19 protein-coding genes are annotated in these 22610 nt (G+C 45.3%); 4 read left to right on the top strand and 15 right to left on the bottom strand.

Annotated features, from left to right (window positions below):
- Positions 1-116: 116 nt before the first annotated feature.
- From H580_RS0110390 to H580_RS0110375, 4 genes are all read right to left on the bottom strand, one after another.
- The gene (locus H580_RS0110390) at positions 117-1325 is read right to left on the bottom strand and encodes an aminotransferase class I/II-fold pyridoxal phosphate-dependent enzyme (protein WP_028594727.1); all 1209 of its coding nucleotides are present in this window, start codon (positions 1323-1325) and stop codon (positions 117-119) included.
- 87 nt (positions 1326-1412) lie between these two features.
- Positions 1413-2411, bottom strand: a complete 999-nt coding sequence (gene bioB, locus H580_RS0110385; RefSeq protein WP_245583539.1) for a biotin synthase BioB — start codon at positions 2409-2411, stop codon at positions 1413-1415.
- Between the two features lie 40 nt (positions 2412-2451).
- Positions 2452-3234 (bottom strand): dethiobiotin synthase, encoded by a 783-nt coding sequence (gene bioD / locus H580_RS23940; RefSeq protein WP_051217386.1) that lies wholly within the window; start codon positions 3232-3234, stop codon positions 2452-2454.
- A gap of 327 nt (positions 3235-3561) precedes the next feature.
- A complete protein-coding gene (locus H580_RS0110375; RefSeq protein WP_028594725.1) occupies positions 3562-4446 on the bottom strand; it encodes an ROK family protein in 885 nt (294 codons plus the stop codon).
- Between the two features lie 297 nt (positions 4447-4743).
- Here H580_RS0110375 and trpB point away from each other — a divergent pair, with 297 nt between their 5' ends.
- Positions 4744-5913 (top strand): tryptophan synthase subunit beta, encoded by a 1170-nt coding sequence (gene trpB / locus H580_RS0110370; RefSeq protein ID WP_028594724.1) that lies wholly within the window; start codon positions 4744-4746, stop codon positions 5911-5913.
- A 349-nt stretch (positions 5914-6262) separates the two neighbouring features.
- Here the strand turns inward: trpB and H580_RS0110365 are convergent, their stop codons facing one another.
- Positions 6263-6667 carry a hypothetical protein gene (locus H580_RS0110365; RefSeq protein ID WP_028594723.1) on the bottom strand — a complete coding sequence of 135 codons (405 nt, stop codon included), beginning with the start codon at positions 6665-6667 and terminating at the stop codon, positions 6263-6265.
- A 429-nt stretch (positions 6668-7096) separates the two neighbouring features.
- Between H580_RS0110365 and H580_RS0110360 the strand changes: the two genes are divergently transcribed.
- Positions 7097-8443: a C39 family peptidase gene (locus tag H580_RS0110360; RefSeq protein ID WP_245583538.1), complete on the top strand. Its 1347-nt coding sequence runs from the start codon at positions 7097-7099 to the stop codon at positions 8441-8443.
- Positions 8444-8524: 81 nt separating this feature from the next.
- On the opposite strand, the gene H580_RS0110355 is transcribed toward H580_RS0110360, so the two are convergent.
- From H580_RS0110355 to H580_RS0110310, 10 genes are all read right to left on the bottom strand, one after another.
- On the bottom strand, positions 8525-9379 hold the full coding sequence (locus H580_RS0110355) for an inositol monophosphatase family protein (protein WP_028594721.1): 855 nt from the start codon (positions 9377-9379) through the stop codon (positions 8525-8527).
- 100 nt (positions 9380-9479) lie between these two features.
- Positions 9480-10304: a sulfite exporter TauE/SafE family protein gene (locus H580_RS0110350; RefSeq protein ID WP_028594720.1), complete on the bottom strand. Its 825-nt coding sequence runs from the start codon at positions 10302-10304 to the stop codon at positions 9480-9482.
- Between the two features lie 233 nt (positions 10305-10537).
- Positions 10538-11308: an enoyl-ACP reductase FabI gene (fabI, locus tag H580_RS0110345; protein ID WP_028594719.1), complete on the bottom strand. Its 771-nt coding sequence runs from the start codon at positions 11306-11308 to the stop codon at positions 10538-10540.
- A gap of 144 nt (positions 11309-11452) precedes the next feature.
- A complete protein-coding gene (uvsE, locus tag H580_RS0110340) occupies positions 11453-12454 on the bottom strand; it encodes a UV DNA damage repair endonuclease UvsE (protein ID WP_028594718.1) in 1002 nt (333 codons plus the stop codon).
- Between the two features lie 222 nt (positions 12455-12676).
- Complete coding sequence (locus tag H580_RS0110335; protein ID WP_028594717.1) at positions 12677-13135, bottom strand: ArpU family phage packaging/lysis transcriptional regulator; 459 nt, start codon at positions 13133-13135, stop codon at positions 12677-12679.
- Positions 13136-13314: 179 nt separating this feature from the next.
- A complete protein-coding gene (locus tag H580_RS23935; protein WP_036605039.1) occupies positions 13315-13455 on the bottom strand; it encodes an XkdX family protein in 141 nt (46 codons plus the stop codon).
- Positions 13456-14104: 649 nt separating this feature from the next.
- Positions 14105-14425, bottom strand: coding sequence for a hypothetical protein (locus tag H580_RS0110325; protein WP_028594716.1), 321 nt, complete (start codon positions 14423-14425; stop codon positions 14105-14107).
- Between the two features lie 143 nt (positions 14426-14568).
- Positions 14569-15057, bottom strand: coding sequence for a hypothetical protein (locus H580_RS0110320; protein ID WP_028594715.1), 489 nt, complete (start codon positions 15055-15057; stop codon positions 14569-14571).
- Between the two features lie 173 nt (positions 15058-15230).
- Positions 15231-16340, bottom strand: coding sequence for a D-alanine--D-alanine ligase (locus tag H580_RS0110315; protein WP_028594714.1), 1110 nt, complete (start codon positions 16338-16340; stop codon positions 15231-15233).
- Positions 16341-16449: 109 nt separating this feature from the next.
- Complete coding sequence (locus tag H580_RS0110310) at positions 16450-17448, bottom strand: amidase domain-containing protein (RefSeq protein ID WP_028594713.1); 999 nt, start codon at positions 17446-17448, stop codon at positions 16450-16452.
- 267 nt (positions 17449-17715) lie between these two features.
- Between H580_RS0110310 and acnA the strand changes: the two genes are divergently transcribed.
- Both acnA and H580_RS0110300 read left to right on the top strand, forming a co-directional pair.
- Positions 17716-20442 carry an aconitate hydratase AcnA gene (acnA, locus tag H580_RS0110305; protein ID WP_028594712.1) on the top strand — a complete coding sequence of 909 codons (2727 nt, stop codon included), beginning with the start codon at positions 17716-17718 and terminating at the stop codon, positions 20440-20442.
- Positions 20443-20691: 249 nt separating this feature from the next.
- Positions 20692-22278, top strand: coding sequence for a membrane protein (locus H580_RS0110300; RefSeq protein WP_028594711.1), 1587 nt, complete (start codon positions 20692-20694; stop codon positions 22276-22278).
- Positions 22279-22610 lie beyond the last annotated feature (332 nt).

Genomic DNA, 22610 nt, shown 5'->3' with positions numbered 1-22610 from the left:
GCGCCCCTTTCTCGCTTATCGCTCATTGAGGCTTACCTTATTACTACTGGTCATCCATGACCTTATACATGAATGTATATCAAGCACCGTAAAGTGCAGAGCATGCTGCCAACCCATTACGTTCCTCGAACCACATTCACAACGATGGAAACTGCTTTGCGCAGTTCTTGTTCTGACTGAGACGCCATCGGTGTAAAGCGAATTCGTGCCGTGCCCTCCGGAACGGTTGGCGGTCTAATTGCAATACCCGCTATGCCTAATTGTGCAAGCTCGCGACTAATCTCCACAGCCCTGTCATCTGTACCAAGGATAAGCGGTACGATATGACTGCTTCCCTCACCTGTGTTCAGTCCCGCTTCCATGAATCCATCGCGCAGCAAAGCCGCGTTTCTCATCAGTGCGAACCGCGAATGATCTGCTTTTTTCACTTGTTCTAAACGCATAAGGATAAGTGCCGCCATTAGTGGGGGCAATCCCGTATTGTATATCAACGTACGAGCGCGATTAATCATATAACGAATTACAATGTCATCCGCAGCAATATAAGCTCCTACTGCTCCAAATGCCTTACCGAATGTGCCCATCACGATATCGACACGTTCATGCAATCCTAACTTATGGCATAAACCTCGCCCTTCAACACCATAGACGCCACCGCTATGCGCCTCATCAATAAGAAGAAGCGCATTGTAGCGCTCCTTCAGCAGCACCAGATCTCGTAATGGCGCAACTGTGCCATCCATACTAAATACCGCATCACTAACAATTAAAGCATGATTGCGCTTCCCTTCTAACGTCTTGCTCCACTGCTGCAACTGATACTCTAACTTGTTCATATCAAGATGTGAATAGCGATACATGTGAGCGCGGCTTAACAACGCACCATCTACAATGCTGGCATGATTCAATCTGTCGCTGAACACAGCATCATTTCGTCCTACTAGTGCAGCAATGACACCAACATTGGCCATATATCCGCTCGTGAAGACAAGTGCAGCCTGCCGGCCTTTAAACTTGGCTATTTCTCGCTCTAACTGTGCATGTACACCATCATGACCGGAAATAAGCCTCGATGCTCCCGAACCAATTCGTACGCCTGACTCACCATACTGCCGGCACCATGCTTTCACTTGCTCCCAACCGTTGTCATCCAACCACGGATTCAATCCCAAATAATGATTGGATGCAAGATTCAACATACGAATACCATCTCGCTCCATATAGCCATCGTCCAACCAGTGGCTCTCTATCATAGTTCGCAAACGATCTCCTGCTTGCAATCGCTCCAAATCTTGATGCATCCAATCGTATTTTTTTGAACACATTGATTGAGGAAAACCTCCTCTCACTTTTCCACAATCCTATATCTGCGTCACTTACAGTAACGTTCTATTTTCACAAAGAGCCTTCTTTTACAAGGCACATGTTTCAATTTCAAATCCGATATCTTCAATCATGGCATGATCGGCAGATGCCTCTTGTCCCTCGGTCGTTAAATAGTCACCAACAAACACGGAGTTAGCCGCATATAGCGCCAACACCTGCATCGATCGCAAATTAACTTCTCGGCCACCAGAAGCGCGGATCTCCTTCGTCGGACATACAAATCGGAACAAAGCCAATGCCTTCAAGCAGCGTCTTGGATCCAAATTAGACATCTTCTCCAATGGAGTTCCTGGAATCGCATTCAAAAAGTTCACAGGAATGGAATCCGCATCAATATCACGGAGTGCAAAAGCTACATCCACTAGCTGCTCATCCGATTCTCCCATGCCAATAATAACGCCAGAACAAGGCGACATGCCAGCGTACTTCGCTGTCTCAACCGTTTCAATTCGATCTTCGTAGGTATGTGTAGAAGTAATATGCGAATAGTGGTCAGCACTCGTGTTGAGATTGTGATTGTAGCGATCCACGCCTGCTTCTTTGAGCCGTTTTGCTTGCTCTTCAGATAAAATACCGAGACAAGCACATATTTTCATCGGCATCGTGGATTTAATTTCCTCCACCGCCTCAATTACTTGATTCAATTCACGATTCGTCGGTCCACGTCCACTAGCAACGATACAATATGTTCCCACCTGCATTTCCATTGCTTTACGTGCACCATCAACAAGCACACCTTTTTCTAGCAACGGATATTTAGTAACAGGTGTATCCGCTACACGAGATTGTGAGCAATAGCCGCAGTCCTCCGGGCATAATCCACTTTTCGCATTAATGATGAGATTGAGCTTTACCTTTTTACCGTAAAAATGCTTTCTTACACGGAAGGCAGCATCCATAATCGCCAATACTTCATCATCATCCGCTCGAATTACACTTAACGCTTCTTCACGTGTAATGGACTCCCCTGCAATTGCTTTACGCGCTAACCCCAACCAATCTTGCTCCACCATCATCATAGACATCTTCTTCCTCATCCTCTCATCTATGTATCGAATTTTTCATTCATAGTCGAACATTTAGCCAGTCGTACAAAGCTGTTAGGTGAGCTGTTTCGCGCAGCCAATCCTTACGCCAATTGATCCACATGTCCTCATCTAATCTATTGGGGTGCGGAAGATATGGAACAGCTCCTACTACCGGTACTTCAGCTATCGACTGAATCATCTCGGTGTTCTCGTACAGCTGCTGCTCATAAGCAGTCTTGTTCCATTCAGCAGCTGGCTTAATCAACATTGCACCAAACACAACAGCGACATCCTTCACACCCTTAGAACGAGCATATTGCACGGCTGTAACCGTATGACTTACCGTCCCCAACAGCGGAGCAGCAACGATCAGCATGGGCAATTGCAGCGCCGCAGCCAAATCCGCCATCGTATGTCGAGCATCTAAAGGAACAGCCACACCACCCGCCCCTTCTACAACAAGCCTGTCAGCTGCTTGCAATCTGCGCTCCCCTTCTACAACAAGCTCACTCATGCTAATTTCTAGCCCCTCCCGCTTAGCGGCGGCCCATGGGGCTAACGGTTCACGTAAAGTCCAAGTAACCAGATCACGTTCTCCCACATTTGTTAACCCAGAACCTTTTAACAAACGATAACTATCAGCCTCTAACGTCCCTAGCTCCACACCACTTTGTACAGGCTTCCATAGTGCAGTTTCACCTAACTTATGTATATGCATCCAATGAGCAATTCCTGAAGCTAATACCGTTTTACCCAGCTCTGTTCCAGTAGCTGAAATAAATATCCCCTTGCCAAAACATCCATCAAGAAGTGCCATCATCCACCTCTTAGTCTACTATTTATACCTTTTTATTTGTTAACCTATTATTTATGGAATGAGGTTAACACTTTACGCAAGTTGTATTTTATCTGAAACCATCTCAATCATCAACTATTAAGGTTAATTTCATTCCAATCCATTTCATTCACATGGAATGCAATATACAAACGTAAAAGACAAAAAAGCCTCCAAATATCCACTATTTAAGCGGAGATGGAGGCTTCTGTTGAAGCAATACTTTATGCAGTTAGGTCACACTTACAAATTACGATATACCACTACCTATTACATCTACTGATGCTATCCATATAACTATAAGAGCTCCGATTAACGCTGCTCGTGTAATGCTTGCATTGCCAAAGCCAAAGAGCCCGTAATTCCTGCGCGATCCTCTAGGCCTGGAGATACGATATAGGAAGCTGTATCCGTCAAAATAGCCGGATGCTGCACATATCCATTCAATAGCTGACGCAATTTCTCATGTATACGAGGGAACAAATGACGCTGCTTAGATACGCCGCCTCCAAGCACAATTTTTTCAGGGGACAAGATCAAAATATAATTCATGAGCGCTTGCGCAATATAATGAGCTTGGAATTCCCATGCCTGATGATCTTCGCCTAATTCAAAAGCCTTAACACCCCAACGTTCTTCAATTGCTGGTCCTGCTGCTAAGCCTTCCAAGCAATCTCCATGGTAAGGACATTTGCCTGCATACGTATCATCTACATGACGCGGCACAACAATATGCCCCATTTCTGGATGAGTCAATCCATGCACGAGCTTCCCTTCTACAACAGCACCTGCACCGATGCCCGTACCAATCGTAATATATAGACAGCTGTTCAAACCACGTGCTGCGCCCCATGTTGCTTCACCTAGCGCAGCTGCATTCACATCAGTGTCAAACCCGATCGGCACTTGGAAATGACGCTTCAAATGCCCAACGACATCATACCCACTCCAATGCGGCTTCGGTGTTTTCGCAATATGACCATACGTATCGCTAGCACGATTCAAATCAACAGGGCCAAATGAGCCGAACCCGATCGCTTCCACACCTTTGTTTTGGAAAAATTGCACCGTACGCTCCATTGTCTCCTCTGGAGTTGTTGTCGGGAAAGATTCCGTTTCAATAATGGTTCCATCCGATGTTCCAATTCCGACGACGAACTTTGTGCCGCCGCCTTCAATAGCTCCCAGTACTGTCATGTTCGTATCTCCGCTCCTTCGTACTGCTCTCTCCTCTACACGAAGCGCTGCCGCTAGGAAAGTATCGTCTCACGATAGCGCTTCCAACACATATTGATTATATCATTTATATCTTTACAATCCAATATTAAACATAAACTCTAACTCAAGTAATCCACACATATACAGCTATAAATTTTAGTAAATACAAAACCTCTCTCACACCTAAAAAGGATAGACTTTCCTTTCAAGTCTCCGCTAAAATAAATATATTTCAACCTTTTTCCATTTCGTTTATCTCGAACAGGAGGACAAACCATGACTATTTCAACATCTACTACAGGCATGTTCGGTTCATTCGGAGGGAGCTTTGTTCCCCCAGCACTGCAGGGTGTACTGGATCGTTTAGCAGAAGCGTTTGAGACTTACAAGAATGACGCTGAATTTATAGCAGAATTCGAATACTACTTGCGTGAGTATGTCGGTCGACCAAGCCCACTTACTTATGCAAAACATTTAACGGAACAATTAGGCGGCGCTCGTATTTATTTGAAGCGTGAAGATTTGAATCATACTGGCTCTCACAAAATTAACAATGTCCTTGGGCAAATTCTCCTCGCTAAACGTATGGGAGCGAAGCGCGTCATCGCTGAAACAGGTGCAGGTCAGCATGGCGTTGCAACAGCCACTGTTTGTGCCATGTTCGGGATGGATTGTGTCATTTATATGGGGGCTGAAGATATTCGCCGCCAAGCACTCAATGTGTTCCGCATGGAGATGTTGGGCGCTATCGTCGTTTCTGTAAATAAAGGACAAGGCCGACTTAAGGACGCTGTCGATGAAGCGCTTAATGACTTAGTTGCGAATTATGAAACTACATTTTATTTACTCGGATCTGCAGTCGGGCCTCATCCATTCCCTACGATCGTTCGTCATTTTCAAGCAATCATTAGTCAAGAATCAAAAGAGCAAATCTTGCAGGCCGAAGGAAGACTTCCAGATGCGGTCATTGCATGCGTAGGGGGAGGCAGTAATGCGATTGGTGCCTTTGCACATTATTTGGACGAGCCAAGCGTTCGAGTAATTGGAGTAGAGCCTGATCAGGCTCCAGCATTAACACAAGGCGTACCAGCTGTTCTTCATGGCTTTAAATGTCTCGTGCTGCTAGATGAAAATGGGGAGCCTGCTCCTACCTACTCGATTGCAGCAGGACTTGATTATCCTGGTATTGGTCCAGAACATAGTTATTTGAAAGAGTCAGGCCGAGCGGAATATGTAACGGTTTCTAACGAAGAAGTTCTGGACGCGTTTATGCGCTTATCCAAAACAGAAGGTATCATCCCTGCGTTGGAAAGCTCACATGCTGTTGCACACGCTATAAAACTAGTTCCGCAAATGAAGCAAAATGAGATTGTTATCATTAACATTTCTGGACGTGGTGATAAAGATGTGGAGCAAGTCTATGAAATGTTGAAGCAAACTAAATAAATCGGTAACATAGTACTTTTCTTGTGATAGCTCACTCTACAATTCATAAGTAAATGATCAGACTATCCTACTAAAAGATGCACTTTCACTTCAAACGAAGTAGTATCCAGCTAAAGATCGGGCTGCTATACGAAGACAAAACGTCCTCTGTTCCGATTGTTCCTATGTTTAAACAACACGTAGTTGAGTGCCGCGAATCTGAAGCATTTAAGGAACGTTACATGCAAAAATCACAAAAAAATCGTTTTGTCGCTGCTCTAGGCAACTATAAAACGATTTTTCAGTGCTCTTCTGCTTTGGGATATTCCCTTTTCAAATCGGAATGTAGATTGCTAGAAACTAAGACGTGTTATTGGAATGTAGCTGAATAATCAGTGATGGATGCCCAAGGACCTACACGGACAAATACTCGGTAAGTTCCTTGTGGGAGATTATGGAGGACGGCATGACTGCTCATATTTTGATGGTACAATGTCGGCCCGCCTGGACCAGCATATGGGTTATAGGGTTGCCCGGCGACGATTGGTCCAACTATCGTTAAACTCCAGTACCCTGCACCGCCTGCATCTGGATTAGGATGGGCATTTCCTCCTGTAAAATTTACAACTAGTGTTCCCGATCCTGTTATGTCTTCATAAAAACCACTACTATCTGGCCAAGGCAACGGAACTGTTGCAGCGGAAGCATTAACGGCAGGCAACATGGCGATGATAAGTACAAAGATTAGCATTATTTTGGTCATCGTTTTTTTCATGATCTAATCCTCCTTTGATTTTACGGATAGTGTAAGCCTAATAGCGAGACATTCACCTCCATAGGTAAGAATTGCCTACACAAAACGGATCATATATGATCTTCATCTAGTTGTAAATATACCTATAAAATAATACGATTATCGACTTTTTCTATTAAACCTGAGACAGCACGTTTGTTTCAAGTTGAAAATGGAGCCGTTGCAAAACTCGCTTCTCTTTTTTGAAAGAAAACGATTATTGGCTATGAGTAAAATTAAAATATATGGTCAATCAATAGTCAGGATAAAATGTTATATTATTCTTTATTTCTAAAGCCTTCGCTAGAGGGCTTTTTCTATTATTCAAATCAACTTTTGAACTAACATTTTCAACCCTCCTATCCGATAAATAAGTATATCTATGTCCACGTAACTTAGTAGGAGGATGCAATGGTGTCACGCCTTGTTCGCCAGATGAATCGCTGGCTGCTGTTCTGTATTATTATCACCTTGTGCGTGTTTCCATTACAACGACTGATATCGTCCAAGATTAACGAAGGACGCTTCTCATTCGAGATGCCTACCGATGATATTGTGCTCATGTTGTATAGCAACACTGCAATTGTAGGTCCATATTTAGTACCGATCGATTCGAAAACGAAACATGCTGCTCCCTATCAACATAGTGGAGAAACACTCATACCTGCTCGCTTCTTAGCAGACAGCTTTGATGCAGAGCTCACGTACGATAATAAACAAGGAAATATCGCGCTTACTTCAGATGAAGGAAGCATTCAATACGCATTACATAAAGCTCAAGCAAAAGTAGAAGGCAAGCCACTCAAGCTCCAAACCAAACCTGTGGTGAAAGACGGCATTACCTACGTTCCACTCCGAGCCGCAAGTGAAGCATTTGGACGCAATCTTCATATTGAAGACGGTGTTGTGCTGTTATCTCGCAGCAAAGATGCACCAGACTCAGACCGGATGACTGCTTGGCGTGAAGAGCTCTCTACCTATATTGCTTATGAAGCATTTGGTTCTTTCACTGTGGAAGCGTCCAATCATAGTCAGGCATTATTTAAGACATGGAATGAAGCTGTCACGTATGCAAGAAAAGGTTCTGGTCGCAAGGTGACCTATCGCGGCAGCAATCAAGTGTTATGGGATCCTGCTAAGCCAGCTCCCATAACGGCACGACATAAGAAAGCCAAAGCGATTATGCAGCTGCCCGAACTGCCTCGTGGTTGTGAGGTCACTGCGCTCGCCATGCTGTTATATGCGAATGACATTGACGTTGACAAGATGACACTTGCCAAGCAGATTAAAAAAGAACCAACTCCATACAAGAAGGTTGGCAATACGATCTACTTCGGTAATCCGCATGATGGCTTTGTCGGCGATATGTACAATATTAAGAACCCTGGACTTGGTGTGTATCATGAACCAATTGCTGAATTAGCTGAACAGTATGCACCAGGTCGAGTAGCCGATATAACAGGTACAACTTTTGAGCATCTGAAGTATACGGTCGGTCAAGGGATACCCGTATGGGTCATTCACACTACACTGTATGATGCCGTTCCTGAAAGTGCTTGGCATCAATGGCAAACGCCGACTGGGCCTGTCCGCATTACCTATTACGAACATTCCTTGCTTGTTACAGGCTACGATAAAAATTATATGTATGTCCTAGATCCACTCGGACGTACTGATCGCATCAAAATAGATGCCTTCCGTCGTGGCTGGGAGCAAATGGGCTCTCAGGCCATTGCAATTATGCAGCCAACAAAGTAAAAAACAACCTGCAAGCAGTTCAACTGCATGCAGGTTGTTTTTTTAATGCTATTCATTTTAACAGGCACACTTTTTTCTCGATTACCCTTGTGCATCCGCATCTTTGAGCACTTGAATGAAATCAGCATGAATATGGCCATTTGAACCTAACACATCTCTCACTCCGAGATGGTACGGCTGACCATGTGTATCTGTAATCTTTCCACCTGCTTCAGAGATGAGAAGGCTGCCAGCTGCCAAATCCCAAGCATTCAAATTCAGCTCCCAAAACCCTGTTAAACGACCAGCTGCCACATACGCCATATGTAGGGCTGCTGAGCCTGCCGTTCGGATATTTCGCACTTTCGGTGCAAGGGCCTGAATGCCTTTCAGATTCACTGGCAGTGCCCGAGTGATGTCCGTAGGGAACCCCGATGCGATAAGACTGCCATGTAAGTTCTTCTCATCTGCTACCTGCATCCGCTGACCGCGGACATAAGCACCTTTTCCTTTCTCTGCGACGAACAACTCGTCCCTTATCGGGTCATACACGATACCAACAATTACTTCGCCTTTATGTGCCAATGCAATCGATACCGAGAAGAAGGGAAAGCCATGAACATAATTCGTTGTCCCATCCAGCGGATCAATAATCCAAAGGTATTCGGATTGCAACGCTTCTTTGAGTGCTTCTTCCGAAGCCGCCTGTCCGCAACCTACTCCCTCTTCACCCAAAATGCTATGATTCGGGAAATGCGTTCGTATTAGCTTGCGGATCATTAACTCCGCACCTTTGTCCACTTCCGTCACAACATCGTGCATGGAAGATTTCATTTCTAACGATTTATATTGACCGAGTCGACTTTTGATCCATTCACCCGCTTTTGCAGCACAATTGATGGCCACAGCGGTAAAACTTTTCCCCGTTACAACGTAAGGTGTCTTTTCCTGATTCAATCCTCTCTCACTACTTTCTGTATAAAAATGTCATATCCTTAACTATACGCTGCCTCCTTGCCGAAGTTTCATCCAATTATCCTTAATCGCTCAAATTCCACTAATCTGCCATAAATCCACTTATAATCATTCGAAGGGAAATGATGAGCAAAGTCAATCGCAACAGCAACAGCAGCCCCTTACCCGACATTCGATTGGCTATCGCAGCACCGAACTTCCCCCCTATCCACGCACTTGGAGCCAAGATGAGTACAAGCAGCCAGTCCACCGATCCATTCCATGCATGAACCGTCGTGCCCAATATCGAACTAAGGAAGATGACAAACATCGAAGTAGCTGTTGCAATATGCGCTGGGTAGCGAAATAGCAAAACCATTAATGGTACGAACAAGGAACCCCCACCAATGCCGAACAACCCCGAGACTAAGCCGACCATAAAACCGATCAGCAGCATAAGCGGGATATTTACACCATATTCATGCGTTGCACCTGTTCCATCTGTAAATGACTGCATACGACCCCACTGAATTTGAAGCGGCTTCATTCTTTCTTTTACAATCATTAGAACAGCCATCGCCAACATAAAAAAGCCGAACGCCAACTGGAATGAGCTATCTTGAAAATACTGTGCGAGCTGTGCACCAACCATCGACCCGGGGCCGCTCGTTATGAAGAAGATCAAACCATTTCTCCAGTCTACTCGCTTGACTTTGGAGTAAGCTAGCGTAGAAGATAGCGCTGTAAAGATAAGTACAGCCAATGAAGTAGCGACAGCTGTCTGTGATGAAACCGCTTCCCCAAGCAGCCATGGTCCAAGATAAACGAGACCAGGAACGAGAATAATTCCCCCACCTAAACCGACCACACTGCCGAATGTCGCTGCAATGAATCCAATGATCCCGAGCAGCAAAATCTCAAGCCACATGCCAAGTTCCTTCTTTCGTATTAACGAAGCCCATAGCTTCTATTTATTGTCGCAGCGCCTCGATTATAACCACAACCTTTGTGGGGCATTCCGCAATTGCACCGCATAATATTAGCGGCACATAGAACAAGCGCCCTGCATAGGATGACGTCTCCTTAGAAGACACCTGTGCAAGGCGCGTGGCAATCAGGCAGGCGAACGCACAAGCCTGATCACCGCCGTTAATCATTTAACTAAGTAGATACGATGTTGTAACCGCCATCCACGTAGATGACTTCCCCTGTAATACCGCGGGACCATGGGCTCATTAAGAACATCGCCGTATCCCCTACTTCTGCAGCATCTGTCGTACGACGAAGCGGAGCCTTCTCTTCCACTTGCTTCAAGATGGAGTTGAAATCGCCAATCCCCTTCGCTGCTAATGTACGAATTGGACCTGCGGAGATCGCATTTACGCGGATATTGTGTTGACCAAGGTCATTCGCCAAGTAACGAACAGACGCTTCCAGCGCAGCTTTCGCTACACCCATTACGTTGTAGTTCTTCATCGCACGCTCTGCACCTAAATACGTCATCGTCATGACGCTTCCGCCTTCTGTCATGAGCGGATGCAGACGCTGCGTAACCGCTACAAGAGAGTATGCGCTAATATCATGTGCTAGCGCGAAGCCTGCACGAGACGTATCCACATACATGCCTGTGAGTTCTTCTGTTTTCGCGAATGCGATACTGTGCACAATACCGTGCAAAGTACCAAAATGTTCTTTTAATTGGACAGCCAACTGATCGATATCCTCATCCACTGTAACATTACAAGGAAGAATAACAGAACCTTCGATCGTTTCCGCCAGCTTGCGGACACGAGCTTCCACACGCTCGCTCTCATATGTAAACGCTAGTCTTGCGCCTTGAGCTGCCAACGATTGCGCGATTGCCCACGCGATACTACGATCATTTGCAACACCCATGACGACGATATTTTTACCTGCTAATACTTGGGACATACTTTTACATATCCTCCTCTCACCGTTGAACCATTGGCAGACCCAGCTTGTACATTTCTATACGTGCATGATTCTCCAATAAACGGTTTGCTTTCTTTGTACAAGGTAACGTATTTCGCTCATCTTTTCAAGTGACGACCATCATTAAGATTGGATGGTCACAGATGCAGGGCTTACGAGCGAAACCCCTTCGCCCTCATACTGAGCAAGGTCATGCATCAGTTTAAAGAGTGCATCATCTTTCTTCTTCGCTTCAATCATCACATCCAGCCTATCTGTATAGGGAGCTATATCCCTTAGAAAAGCTAGCAATGGCTTCACATCCACATAATCGGCATGCCCCCGAACATCCTTCTCACTCTTCGGACTAGATACATGTATCTTAGGTGGAAACGAATTATCAGCTGGTGCGTCTGCCTGAGCATACGCGCTGTCCCATGTTTTCAATATTCTTGGCCACAGCTCAGCTAGCTGCTCCCCTTCATGATTGACCCAATGATGGTGAATATCCAGCACCATCGGAACTTGAAGCTGCTCACATACGTCCAACGTCTCTGCCGCAGTGAAAGTTTTGTCGTCGTTTTCCAGCGTCAATCGCTGCTTAATAGGTTCAGACAGGAGCTTGAAATTAGCCGCGAACCGCTCTCCTGCAGCCTTCTTATTGCCATAAGCACCGCCAATATGAATATTGTTCTTTGCTCGCGCATCCAGTCCCATTGCCTCAAGCATGCGAAGATGATGCTCTAAGTCGCGGATCGAATTATGAAGCACATCTTCTCGGGGTGTGCTTAGCACAGTAAAGTGGTCAGGATGGAAGCTCAACCGCATTCCATGTTCGTTGGCATACGCACCGATAGCTGCAAATGGTTCTTTCAAAGCGATAAAAGGGTTCCAATCTGCTAATGCTTCATGTGTGGCAAGAGGAATCAGTTTGCTGGAGCAGCGGTACAACTCAATATGATGAGCACGATTATGCTTCAATAACCTCAGCGTATTGGTCAAGTTCTCCTCTGCCAATCGCTCCAACTTGCGAATCGCCGCTTCGCGATCATCAATCTTGCAAAAGCTCGTATACGTCATCGTACGTGAGGGCGAACAATTCTTCACAATGACCGACATCGCTACATAACCGAATCGGACAAGCATAGCTGTACCTCCAATGTTTGATTTGCTACTTACTAGCATCCCAATCAAGAGATTGGATCATACTCGGAGATACGAATAAAGCCGAAATGGAGGAATTTATACATGTGGACAACTCAAGCTGGAAAGGAGAACGAAGATTATATAAACAGACTTCACTGCACGAAGCCGGAGAAATAAACGTCCACCGGCTATGTGCACGCGTGTATTTTCGGAAGATACCAATCAAGAGGTTGGGTCAACAAACACCTGAACATTAAGAGAAATGGCTAACTTGGAAATGGCCTTCCACTTTAGCTTGTAGTAACTGTACTCAGATAAAGGAGGATCGAACGTAAAGCTGTACACTTGGTAGTCATAAACACCGTCTTCCTTCAAATAGCGTTCGGTAATAATCTGCCGTTCCTTCTCAGGCAAGCGCTGTGCAGCTTTCTCCACTCGCTCGCAATAGCTACGCATCTTCTCAGAAATATCAACATTGTCGGCAGCAATCTCCCCCGTCTGATCCGTTACTCGATTCGTCAGCCCATGAGAACGCACCGTGTAGGAAGAGGTCAGTCTCGTTTCTTTCACTTCATAGCCAATTTGCTTGTACATCCGGTATTTTTCCAGTACCGCCTCAACGTTTCTACGAGTCGCTTCCTTGTCTAAATCCGGAAGATCGAAAGATACGCCACAAAGCATCGTAGCACCGCCTTTGTTCACATATGCAGTATTTATACTTTCATTATATGAGAACAAACGTTCTTATTCAAGTTCTTTTTCATATATCTCTTTTTCCATACAACTAGAATTGAAATATAATTTTCTCCTATTTAAACAAATAAAAGCCCCAGACTTATCCAGGGGCTAGAAGAGGCGTGTTACACATAGCTAATTGATGTAATTTCAAGGTATTGTTCTGGTGTTATCTCTCCAGATGGGTTGTTCCCTGTTCGCACAGCTTTACGAAGAATATCCGCGTTGATCCACTTCATATCGAATGCATATTTCCAAAATTCCATTGTTCCAATCTCCCTTCTATTTATCGTTGTTATTATTCATATCAGTTAACCATCATTAACCTACTTAAAATTGTTTCGAAACGTGCTGAACTGCTAAGTTGTTAATGTTTTATTACACTATTTAAATTCGTTTAAATGTTTATCAAGCATCTTTGTATGACTTCTATCATTTTGTCTCTTCGCTATTTTTCATAAGTCTCACTTAGTTAACTGGACATATTCACAAAAATCAAACACAAACCGAATCACACATGTTCTGCGCCTGCCCGCGCCTTTGATCCATTGTGGAACCGGTGTGTCGTTTGCGTTTGAATTCGTAATATTAATGTAACATGTCTAGAACAAAACGCTTGATGGGATTCCTATTAATTAATCGAGAACATTTGTTCTTATTTTTGTGTAAAATCATTTCGCTATAATGGATTTCCTTTTGCGTTTTCTTGCCATCCTTGTTGGATATTCTTTGACGTTTTTTCGTTCTGTCCTTGAATGTCCCATGACTCATCCATGACTTACCCACGCCTTATCCGTAACACTGCCGCATTCCTAGTGACGTAATGCAACCTCATTTCATACAAAAAAGCCCATCCCGCATAGGAATGGACTTTATTATCGTAAAGCCATAGGTTAATGCCGAACAAGAGCCGACTTATGCTTTCTGCTCACCAAAAAACATTTCAAAAGCTAACGCCGTTTGAATGCGTGACTCTTCATCTGTCAGCTTGCGCACTAACTCCATCTCAACCTCTGTTACTTCTTCTCCTTGAAAGTTAATTTCCGCGATAGAAGCAACGATTTTGACAATGGCTACTGCTGTATTATCTGGTGTATACGCGATTACCTTCTGACCTGTTGGGAAAATACGCAAGCCCGATTTCTTCATTTTCCCGCGTCCATATTCTAATAATTCGTACAACTCTTGCTCGCTTTTGAATTTGCATACCGAATTGAACTCTGTCTGGAACCCCACAATAACCGCTCCTCTCTGCATCTTATACGTCTATTGAAGCACGAAACATTATCGGATGGCAATGTGAGATAAGGCAAACCCTCCATATTCATAAATAAGTAAAGAGGCACCATAATCAACAAATCGCAATTTACTGCCCACAATCAACTAATACGAAGCAATTCCTTTTCATTCAACTTGCGATCAATAAGCCGCTCCATACGCAGCTCCAGCATCTTCTTCAAACGGTCTCGTTTACTCGCTGGCAGCTTGCGAACTCGGTCCTCTTGCTCTAGCTTTTCATGAATTCGAGCGTTCATCTTCTGGACAATGGTCTGCCGTTCTATCCCTTTCGTATGCGCGTACTCAACGAGTGACTTACCTTCCGCCGTTGCCTTGTGCCAGGCATCTGCCCCCAATCCAAGCTCCACGAGCACCTCACTTAATTGAAGCTTCTTCATTTTCAAACCAATATGCTCTTTCCCAATAGGTCGCGCTCTCTGTTCTTGAATCGAGCCCTGTTCCCCAGCTGAAAGAGACGTATAAGCAGAGAACACCTCTTTACTTGCATAGGCTCCTACATGTATGGCTACAAATATATTGGTAGCCACAATAACACCCAACATGACGAGTTTGGAAGCTTTCCGTTTCATATCTAATTCCCTCCGTAGATACTTATATAGGAATCAGTATGTCCACGGCACTGCACTTTCATCTCTATCACAAAAAAGCGTGCCGACAACTTACACGAAGTAAGTTGAGAGCACGCTCCTACCTAAATATTTATTCACACTGCTGAAATGATAGATGTGATGGACAGATACAGCTACACATTCACATAATGAAGCTTCTGCTTCGCTGCATAACGATTCAATGCCAGCTCAATCAAATCATCCAACAATTGCTGATATGGCTTGCCCGTTTCTTTCCACATCAATGGATACATACTGTACGGGGTGAAACCTGGCATTGTATTTACTTCATTAATAAATACCTGACTATCGGAACGGCGCACGAAGAAGTCTACACGAGACAGTCCAGAACCATCAATCGCACGATACGCACGAACTGCCATCTCACGAATGCTAGCTGCCAATTCAGCATCGAGCTCGGCTGGGATTTGCATACCGGATTTGCCATCAATATATTTAGCTTTGTAATCGTAGAACTCATTGGAAGAAATAATTTCACCCGTTACAGAAGCCTGCGGTTCGTCATTGCCCAATACACTTACCTCAACCTCACGAGCATCTACAAATTCTTCGATAATGACCTTGCGATCATATTGTAGAGCAAGCTCGATAGCTGCGATCAGTTCTGCACGATTGCGCGCCTTCGATATGCCTACAGATGAGCCAAGATTAGCTGGCTTAATGAAGCAAGGATAGCCAAGCTCCTCTTCCGTTTGACGCAAGATCTGTTCCTGATCACGGTTCCATTCTGCACCGATAAAATGAACATACTGAACTTGTGGCAAACCTGCATCTGCAAACACAAGCTTCATAAACGCCTTATCCATGCCGACAGCTGAAGCCAGTACGCCTGCGCCTACATAAGGGACATTTGCCATCTCGAACAAGCCTTGAATCGTACCATCTTCACCATTCGTTCCATGAATGAGCGGGAACATAACATCGATGACAGATTCAGCTGCTGTACCAGCACTTCGATCCAAGCTGCGGAACAACATATCCATAGCCTGTACCGTGCCACCTTTTGCATCCAACAGCTTCAATTGTTCTTTATCTGCAAATGGAGCGTTCATCAAACTGCCTACACGCCATTCCCCTGCCTGTGTAATAAAGAATGGGATCATTTCATATTTGTCAAAATCAAAAGCATTCATAACCGCGAACGCTGTTGATAACGATACTTCATGTTCTCCGGATTTGCCGCCGTATACAAGGCCGACGCGCATTTTACGTTGTTTATCCATAAGCCCCTCCATTTAGCGCATATCGCGCAGTTAGTCTATCCATGACGCACCTTAGGCTTTGCTGACTGTACCAAAATACCGGCAACATGCAATTCATAACTTCAAGCGGTTAGAATACGTCTGTTATGTGGAAAAAGCGATACGCTGTCGCTTCCGTCCATGCGTAAGAATCTTGATAATCCCAGTAACGGTGACGACTGTTCGTCGTATGAGCGTTCACGAGCGGCATACCATTCAGGTCAAACGAAGTTACAATTGAACTGTGCTGATAGTGTCCGTTGCCATCCCAATCATAAAGGATAACATCTCCAAGCTTCAGTTCTTTCGGGTGATCCACTGCAATTGCTCGCAGTCCTGACTGATTATACGTCAAATAAATCTCTAAGCTATTGGATACCGCCCAACTGTAGCTCCACGCTTCGCGATCCGCTATCATCCCTCTGTACCACCAGCCTAATTCTCTTTTACCAGTATAGTTCATGGGTGCTCCACCTGCAAAGAGACATTGTGATACATAGTTCGTGCAATCGACCTCGAATTGTAAAAATTGAGGGTTGGGTTCATTCCAATACAATTCTGCATACTCCACAGCCATTTCACGGCGATAAGGCGTCAGATTGGCTGGTTTGGAGTGACCAAGCACATTTCGATTTAAAAATGGCCGCGTTGCAGACCGATGCTCCTGCATCAGCTTTTTATCTTGTAGGAGCGTCGACATCGGCTTCCGTTCTGGGGTAGCATGCTCAATCTGGGCAATTACCCAGTCTCCCCCTTCCTTGACTAGGACAACTCGTTCCGATTCCAGTCGCTCTTCTATTAATGTATTTCCTTTTTGCTGGCCGATACGCTGAACATGGAATTCCAAGTCAACATGCACTTCACCTTCTGTCTCACGCACACGATTTAATTTGGCCTTCGTCTGGGACTTAATCGGCTCAAGATCACGCCTCCGATACCATTCACGCAACCGCTGCCTGCGCTCACTCATCATGAGCACATATCTTCTATCCGTAATTGGCGTAAGAAGTGCTTGAGGACGTTCGTCTACTTCGTGTCGGTTATGTTGTTCCACATAAGCATATAATGTCGTCTTCCATGCCTGCCTCATCTTCCTGCCTCCCCTGTCCATCGCCTATTCATCTAAATTCATATGTATGCCCAACTTGTCTTGTACATGTCGATGTGAAACATTTAGGCATATTTTTGAAGGAAAACATCTTTACCAGCGTCACTAGAAACGATATACTTGTATTGTAAATATGAAATGGGGTTTCATTAGATGAAACATTCTCATTTGATAAAGAGGAATTGAGGAGTTTACAACGATTACCACTAACTAGATATTGCAATCACAACCATGAAGGAGGTCCTTTACATGACAAGAAATAATGCATATTCCGCTCAGCGCGAGCTGACAGTCGGAAGCAAGTCCTATCGTTACTACAGCTTGGATGCACTAAACACGCAAGGATTCAACAGTATTTCTCGCCTACCGTTCTCTATTAAAGTTCTTCTTGAGGCAGCTATTCGTCAATTCGACGGTCGTGCAATTACACAAGAACACGTTAAACAAATCGCGAACTGGGCTGAAGAGCGTGATGGAAACAAAGAGATTCCGTTCATCCCTGCACGTATCGTTTTGCAAGACTTCACAGGTGTTCCTGTTGTCGTAGACTTGGCAGCAATGCGCGACACGGTTAAAAAAGCAGGCGGCGATCCGAAGAAGATCAACCCGCTCGTTCCAGTAGACCTCGTCATCGACCACTCTGTCATGGTAGATGCATTCGGTAATAAAGACGCTCTTGAATATAATATGAACATCGAGTTCGAACGCAACGAAGAACGTTACCGCTTCCTTCGTTGGGCACAAACAGCGTTCGATAACTTCCGTGCTGTGCCTCCAGCTACAGGTATCGTTCACCAAGTTAACTTGGAGTACCTTGCTTCTGTAGCAGCTACGAAAGAAGTAGATGGAGTAACTGAAGTTTTCCCTGACTCTCTAGTAGGTACAGACTCTCATACAACAATGATCAACGGTCTTGGTGTTGTTGGTTGGGGTGTTGGCGGTATCGAAGCAGAGGCTGGTATGCTTGGACAACCACTTTACTTCGTTACACCTGAAGTTATTGGCTTCAAATTGACAGGTAAGTTGGCAGAAGGCGCAACAGCAACTGACTTGGCATTAACCGTTACACAAATGCTTCGTAAAAAAGGCGTTGTTGGTAAATTCGTTGAGTTCTACGGCCCTGGCCTTGAGCAGCTTGGCTTGGAAGACCGTGCAACAGTTGCGAACATGGCACCTGAATATGGCGCTACAATCGGCTTCTTCCCAGTTGATAACGTTACATTGAACTTCTTGCGTGCAACTGGCCGTAAAGAGGAGCAAGTACAATTGGTTGAAGAGTACTACAAAGCACAGGGCATGTTCCGTACACCTGATATGGAAGATCCAATCTTCTCTGACACGATCGAGCTTGATATCGGCTCTGTTGTACCGAGCTTAGCAGGACCAAAGCGTCCACAAGACCGAGTTGAACTAACAAACATGAAGAAAGAGTTCAACGACATCTTGCGCACGCCATTGGACAAAGGCGGCTACGGCTTGTCCGATGAGAAGATCGCTGAAGAAGTTACCGTTCAGCATCCTAATAACAAAACTAGCAAGATGGGAACAGGTGCGGTCGTTATCGCAGCAATCACATCTTGTACAAATACATCCAACCCTAGCGTAATGCTTGGTGCAGGTCTTGTTGCGAAGAAAGCTGTCGAGCGCGGATTGGTCAAACCTGAATACGTGAAGAGCAGTTTGACGCCAGGTTCTCTCGTCGTTACCGAATACTTGAAGAAAGTGAACTTGTTGGAGCCGCTTGAAGCGCTTGGCTTCCACGTAGCTGGTTACGGTTGCGCAACTTGTATCGGTAACTCCGGTCCACTTCCAGATGAAGTTGGTCAAGCGATTGCAGACAACGATATGACAGTAGCAGCTGTTCTTTCCGGTAACCGTAACTTCGAGGGTCGCGTACATGCCCAAGTAAAAGCTAACTACTTGGCTTCTCCACCGCTCGTTGTTGCTTACGCACTAGCTGGAACGGTAAACATCGATTTGGCTAATGATCCAATCGGCTATGATCAGAACAATGAGCCTGTATTCTTGAAAGATATTTGGCCTACTTCTGAAGAAGTACAACAAGCTGTTGCTCAAGCACTCAATCCACAAATGTTCATCGATAAATACGAGAACGTATTTACGCAGAACGAGCGTTGGAATGCAATCGAAGTTCCAGAAGGCGAGTCATATGAGTGGGATCCGAAGTCCACTTACATTCAGAACCCACCGTTCTTCGAGAACTTGGGCGATGATCTGGATGATATTACAGACATCAAAGATGCTAACATTATGGCGTTGCTTGGAGATTCCGTTACAACGGACCATATCTCCCCTGCCGGTAACATCAAAGCAGACAGCCCAGGCGGCGAATACTTGATTAACAACGGCGTACAACGCAAAGACTTCAACTCCTACGGCTCACGTCGTGGTAACCATGAAGTGATGATGCGTGGTACTTTCGCGAACATCCGTATCCGCAACCAAGTTGCACCAGGTACAGAAGGCGGCGTAACGAAGTACTTGCCAACTGACGAAGTCATGTCTATCTACGATGCTTCCATGAAGTATCAAGCAGAAGGCAAAAACCTCGTCGTTATCGCAGGTAAAGAGTACGGTACAGGAAGCTCCCGTGACTGGGCTGCGAAAGGTACGTACTTGCTGGGCGTCAAAGCTGTTATCGCAGAAAGCTTCGAGCGTATTCACCGTTCCAACTTGGTTGGTATGGGCGTAATGCCACTTCAATTCGAAGCCGGTCAAAGCTGGGCATCCCTAGGCTTGACAGGTCGTGAGGTAATCTCGATCGAAGGATTGTCCAACGCAGTACTTCCAGGACAACAAGTGAAAGTAACAGCTGTTCGCGAAGACGGAACAGCGTTCGACTTCAACGCAATCGTACGTCTCGACAGCATGGTTGACGTTGACTACTATCGCAATGGCGGTATTTTGCAAACGGTTCTTCGTCAAATGATCGCTAACATGCGCACTCATGCTTAATTGAATCTTATAAATAGAGAGGACCTTCCCGAGCAAATTATTGCTTAGGAAGGTCCTCTTTTGTTAGGTAACAATTATGATGTTCCTCTTCTGATCCGAGTTGATCATTTGACAGTAAATCCTTGGCACGATGCATTTGTGTTCATCCATTTTCTATCTCAATCCATACGTTCCGAAGAATAGGTCGCTGCATATGATAGATCACCCAAATGTAAGCCTTTTCGAATTAAAGGAGGTATGTGTACTGTGATGGAATTATCTTGGCTTCATGGGATTTATCTTACCTTCATCCTGCTTATTATTGGCTGTCTAATAAAGCGCCGTGATACGACACTTGTTTGTATCGTCGGCATATTGCTTCTCGGTTGGTTCGCCACTTCCTCTCTGGTAACAGCAGTCAGTGGTATTTTTTCTACGTTCATTTATGCCATGAAAGAACTTATGCCTACGATACTTATTATTTCGATTATCGTTGGTATGAGCCGCGTCCTGCTCACTTCAGGTATTCACGAAGCGCTCGTAGCTCCATTTACGCGCTTTATGCGCAGTCCTGCGATGGCTTATTGGACAATCGGCATTGTTATGATGACGATAAGTCTGTTCTTCTGGCCATCGCCTGCCGTTGCGCTTGTTGGCGCCGTGCTGCTACCAGCGGCGATCCGAGTTGGACTGCCGCCGCTCGCTGTCGCCATGGCGATGAACTTGTTCGGACACGGCATCGCTTTGTCCGGCGATTTCATTATCCAAGGTGCTCCAAAGTTAACAGCTGATGCCGCAGGCATTCCCGTAGAGAGCGTCATTAGTGCTAGTCTACCGCTCGTACTGGTCATGGGAGCAGTAACGACAGGCGCAGCCTTTTGGTTGATACGGCGAGACTTGAGGTCAGGGCGACTGCAACCTACTAGCAGTACAATGGAGACCCGAGTAGAATCTACAGAAAATGTAGGCAAGACAGACTCTACGAATATTGCATATATGACAGCTCCTGCGGAAACTAGGCCTTCTCCTGATAAGGGCATTAAGGACAGTAAGAATAACAGCGCTAATCATCCTAATAATCCTGATTATCCTAATAGCTCCAATAACTCTAATAATGCTAGTGACGATACCGATATCCCTTTGACGGGCACTATTGCACTCACTCCGCTGTTAAAACGTTTATCCGCCCTATTAATCGTTCTTCTATTTGCGCTCGATGTCATGATCTTATTCCGATATAATCTCCAAGGTGGTGAAGCCACTGCACTTGTAGGTGGTACCGCGGTACTTATTCTCCTCCTCATCAATCTACTCACCTATCGTGGAAAAGGATTAGAACAAACGACGACACATCTTATCGATGGTTTCCTGTTTGGCTTTAAAGTGTTTGGACCTGTCATTCCTATCGCCGCGTTCTTCTATCTTGGCGACGCGGCTTTAACAGAATTGTACGGCTCGGTGCTGCCAACTGGTTCGCATGGTATCGTCAATGACCTTGGCGTTACCCTAGCCCACAATGCGCCCGTTCATCCAGCAGTTGGCGCTGTCACGATGACCGCCGTCGGCACGATAACGGGCCTCGACGGCTCAGGCTTCTCTGGCATTTCGCTGGCGGGCTCAGTCGCCAGCGTGTTCGGCAGTGCCATTGGTGGAGGCACTGCTACCTTGACCGCCCTAGGGCAGGTCGCCGCCATCTGGGTCGGTGGCGGAACGCTTATCCCGTGGGCGCTCATCCCAGCCGCTGCGATCTGCGGCGTCAGCCCGTTCGAGCTCGCGCGGCGTAATCTGATTCCCGTATTCATTGGCCTAACGGCCACAACGCTGCTAGCAATCATGCTGCTTATGCTCAACATATGAATACGAACAATGATGTGAAAAAGCGATGAGAGTACGCGCTTATCAGCAGCGTACTTTCATCGCTTTGGCTTTATTTTCAAAATGGTACAAGGGCTATTTGCGTTTATCAGTTTAGTATTTTGATACTCTAGATTACAATTAACTACAACTTGTTGCAATAAATCGTCTTCCCTATAAGGACAAATCATAGTTTTGTCTATACAAAGGTGGACATCATAGAGATATAGTCCCGAAACGCACTTCAATCCCCACCCCACTACATCTAGTGCTTCAATAACATCCATCACACCAGATACAGGTTTCCGTTCAGCGAGCATGTATATACTTTTTTT

The sequence above is a fragment of the Paenibacillus assamensis DSM 18201 genome, from assembly GCF_000422445.1.
Lineage (GTDB): Bacteria > Bacillota > Bacilli > Paenibacillales > Paenibacillaceae > Paenibacillus_B > Paenibacillus_B assamensis.
The sequence above is the reverse complement of the archived record's forward strand: the minus strand, read 5'-3'. Positions and strand labels throughout refer to the sequence as shown.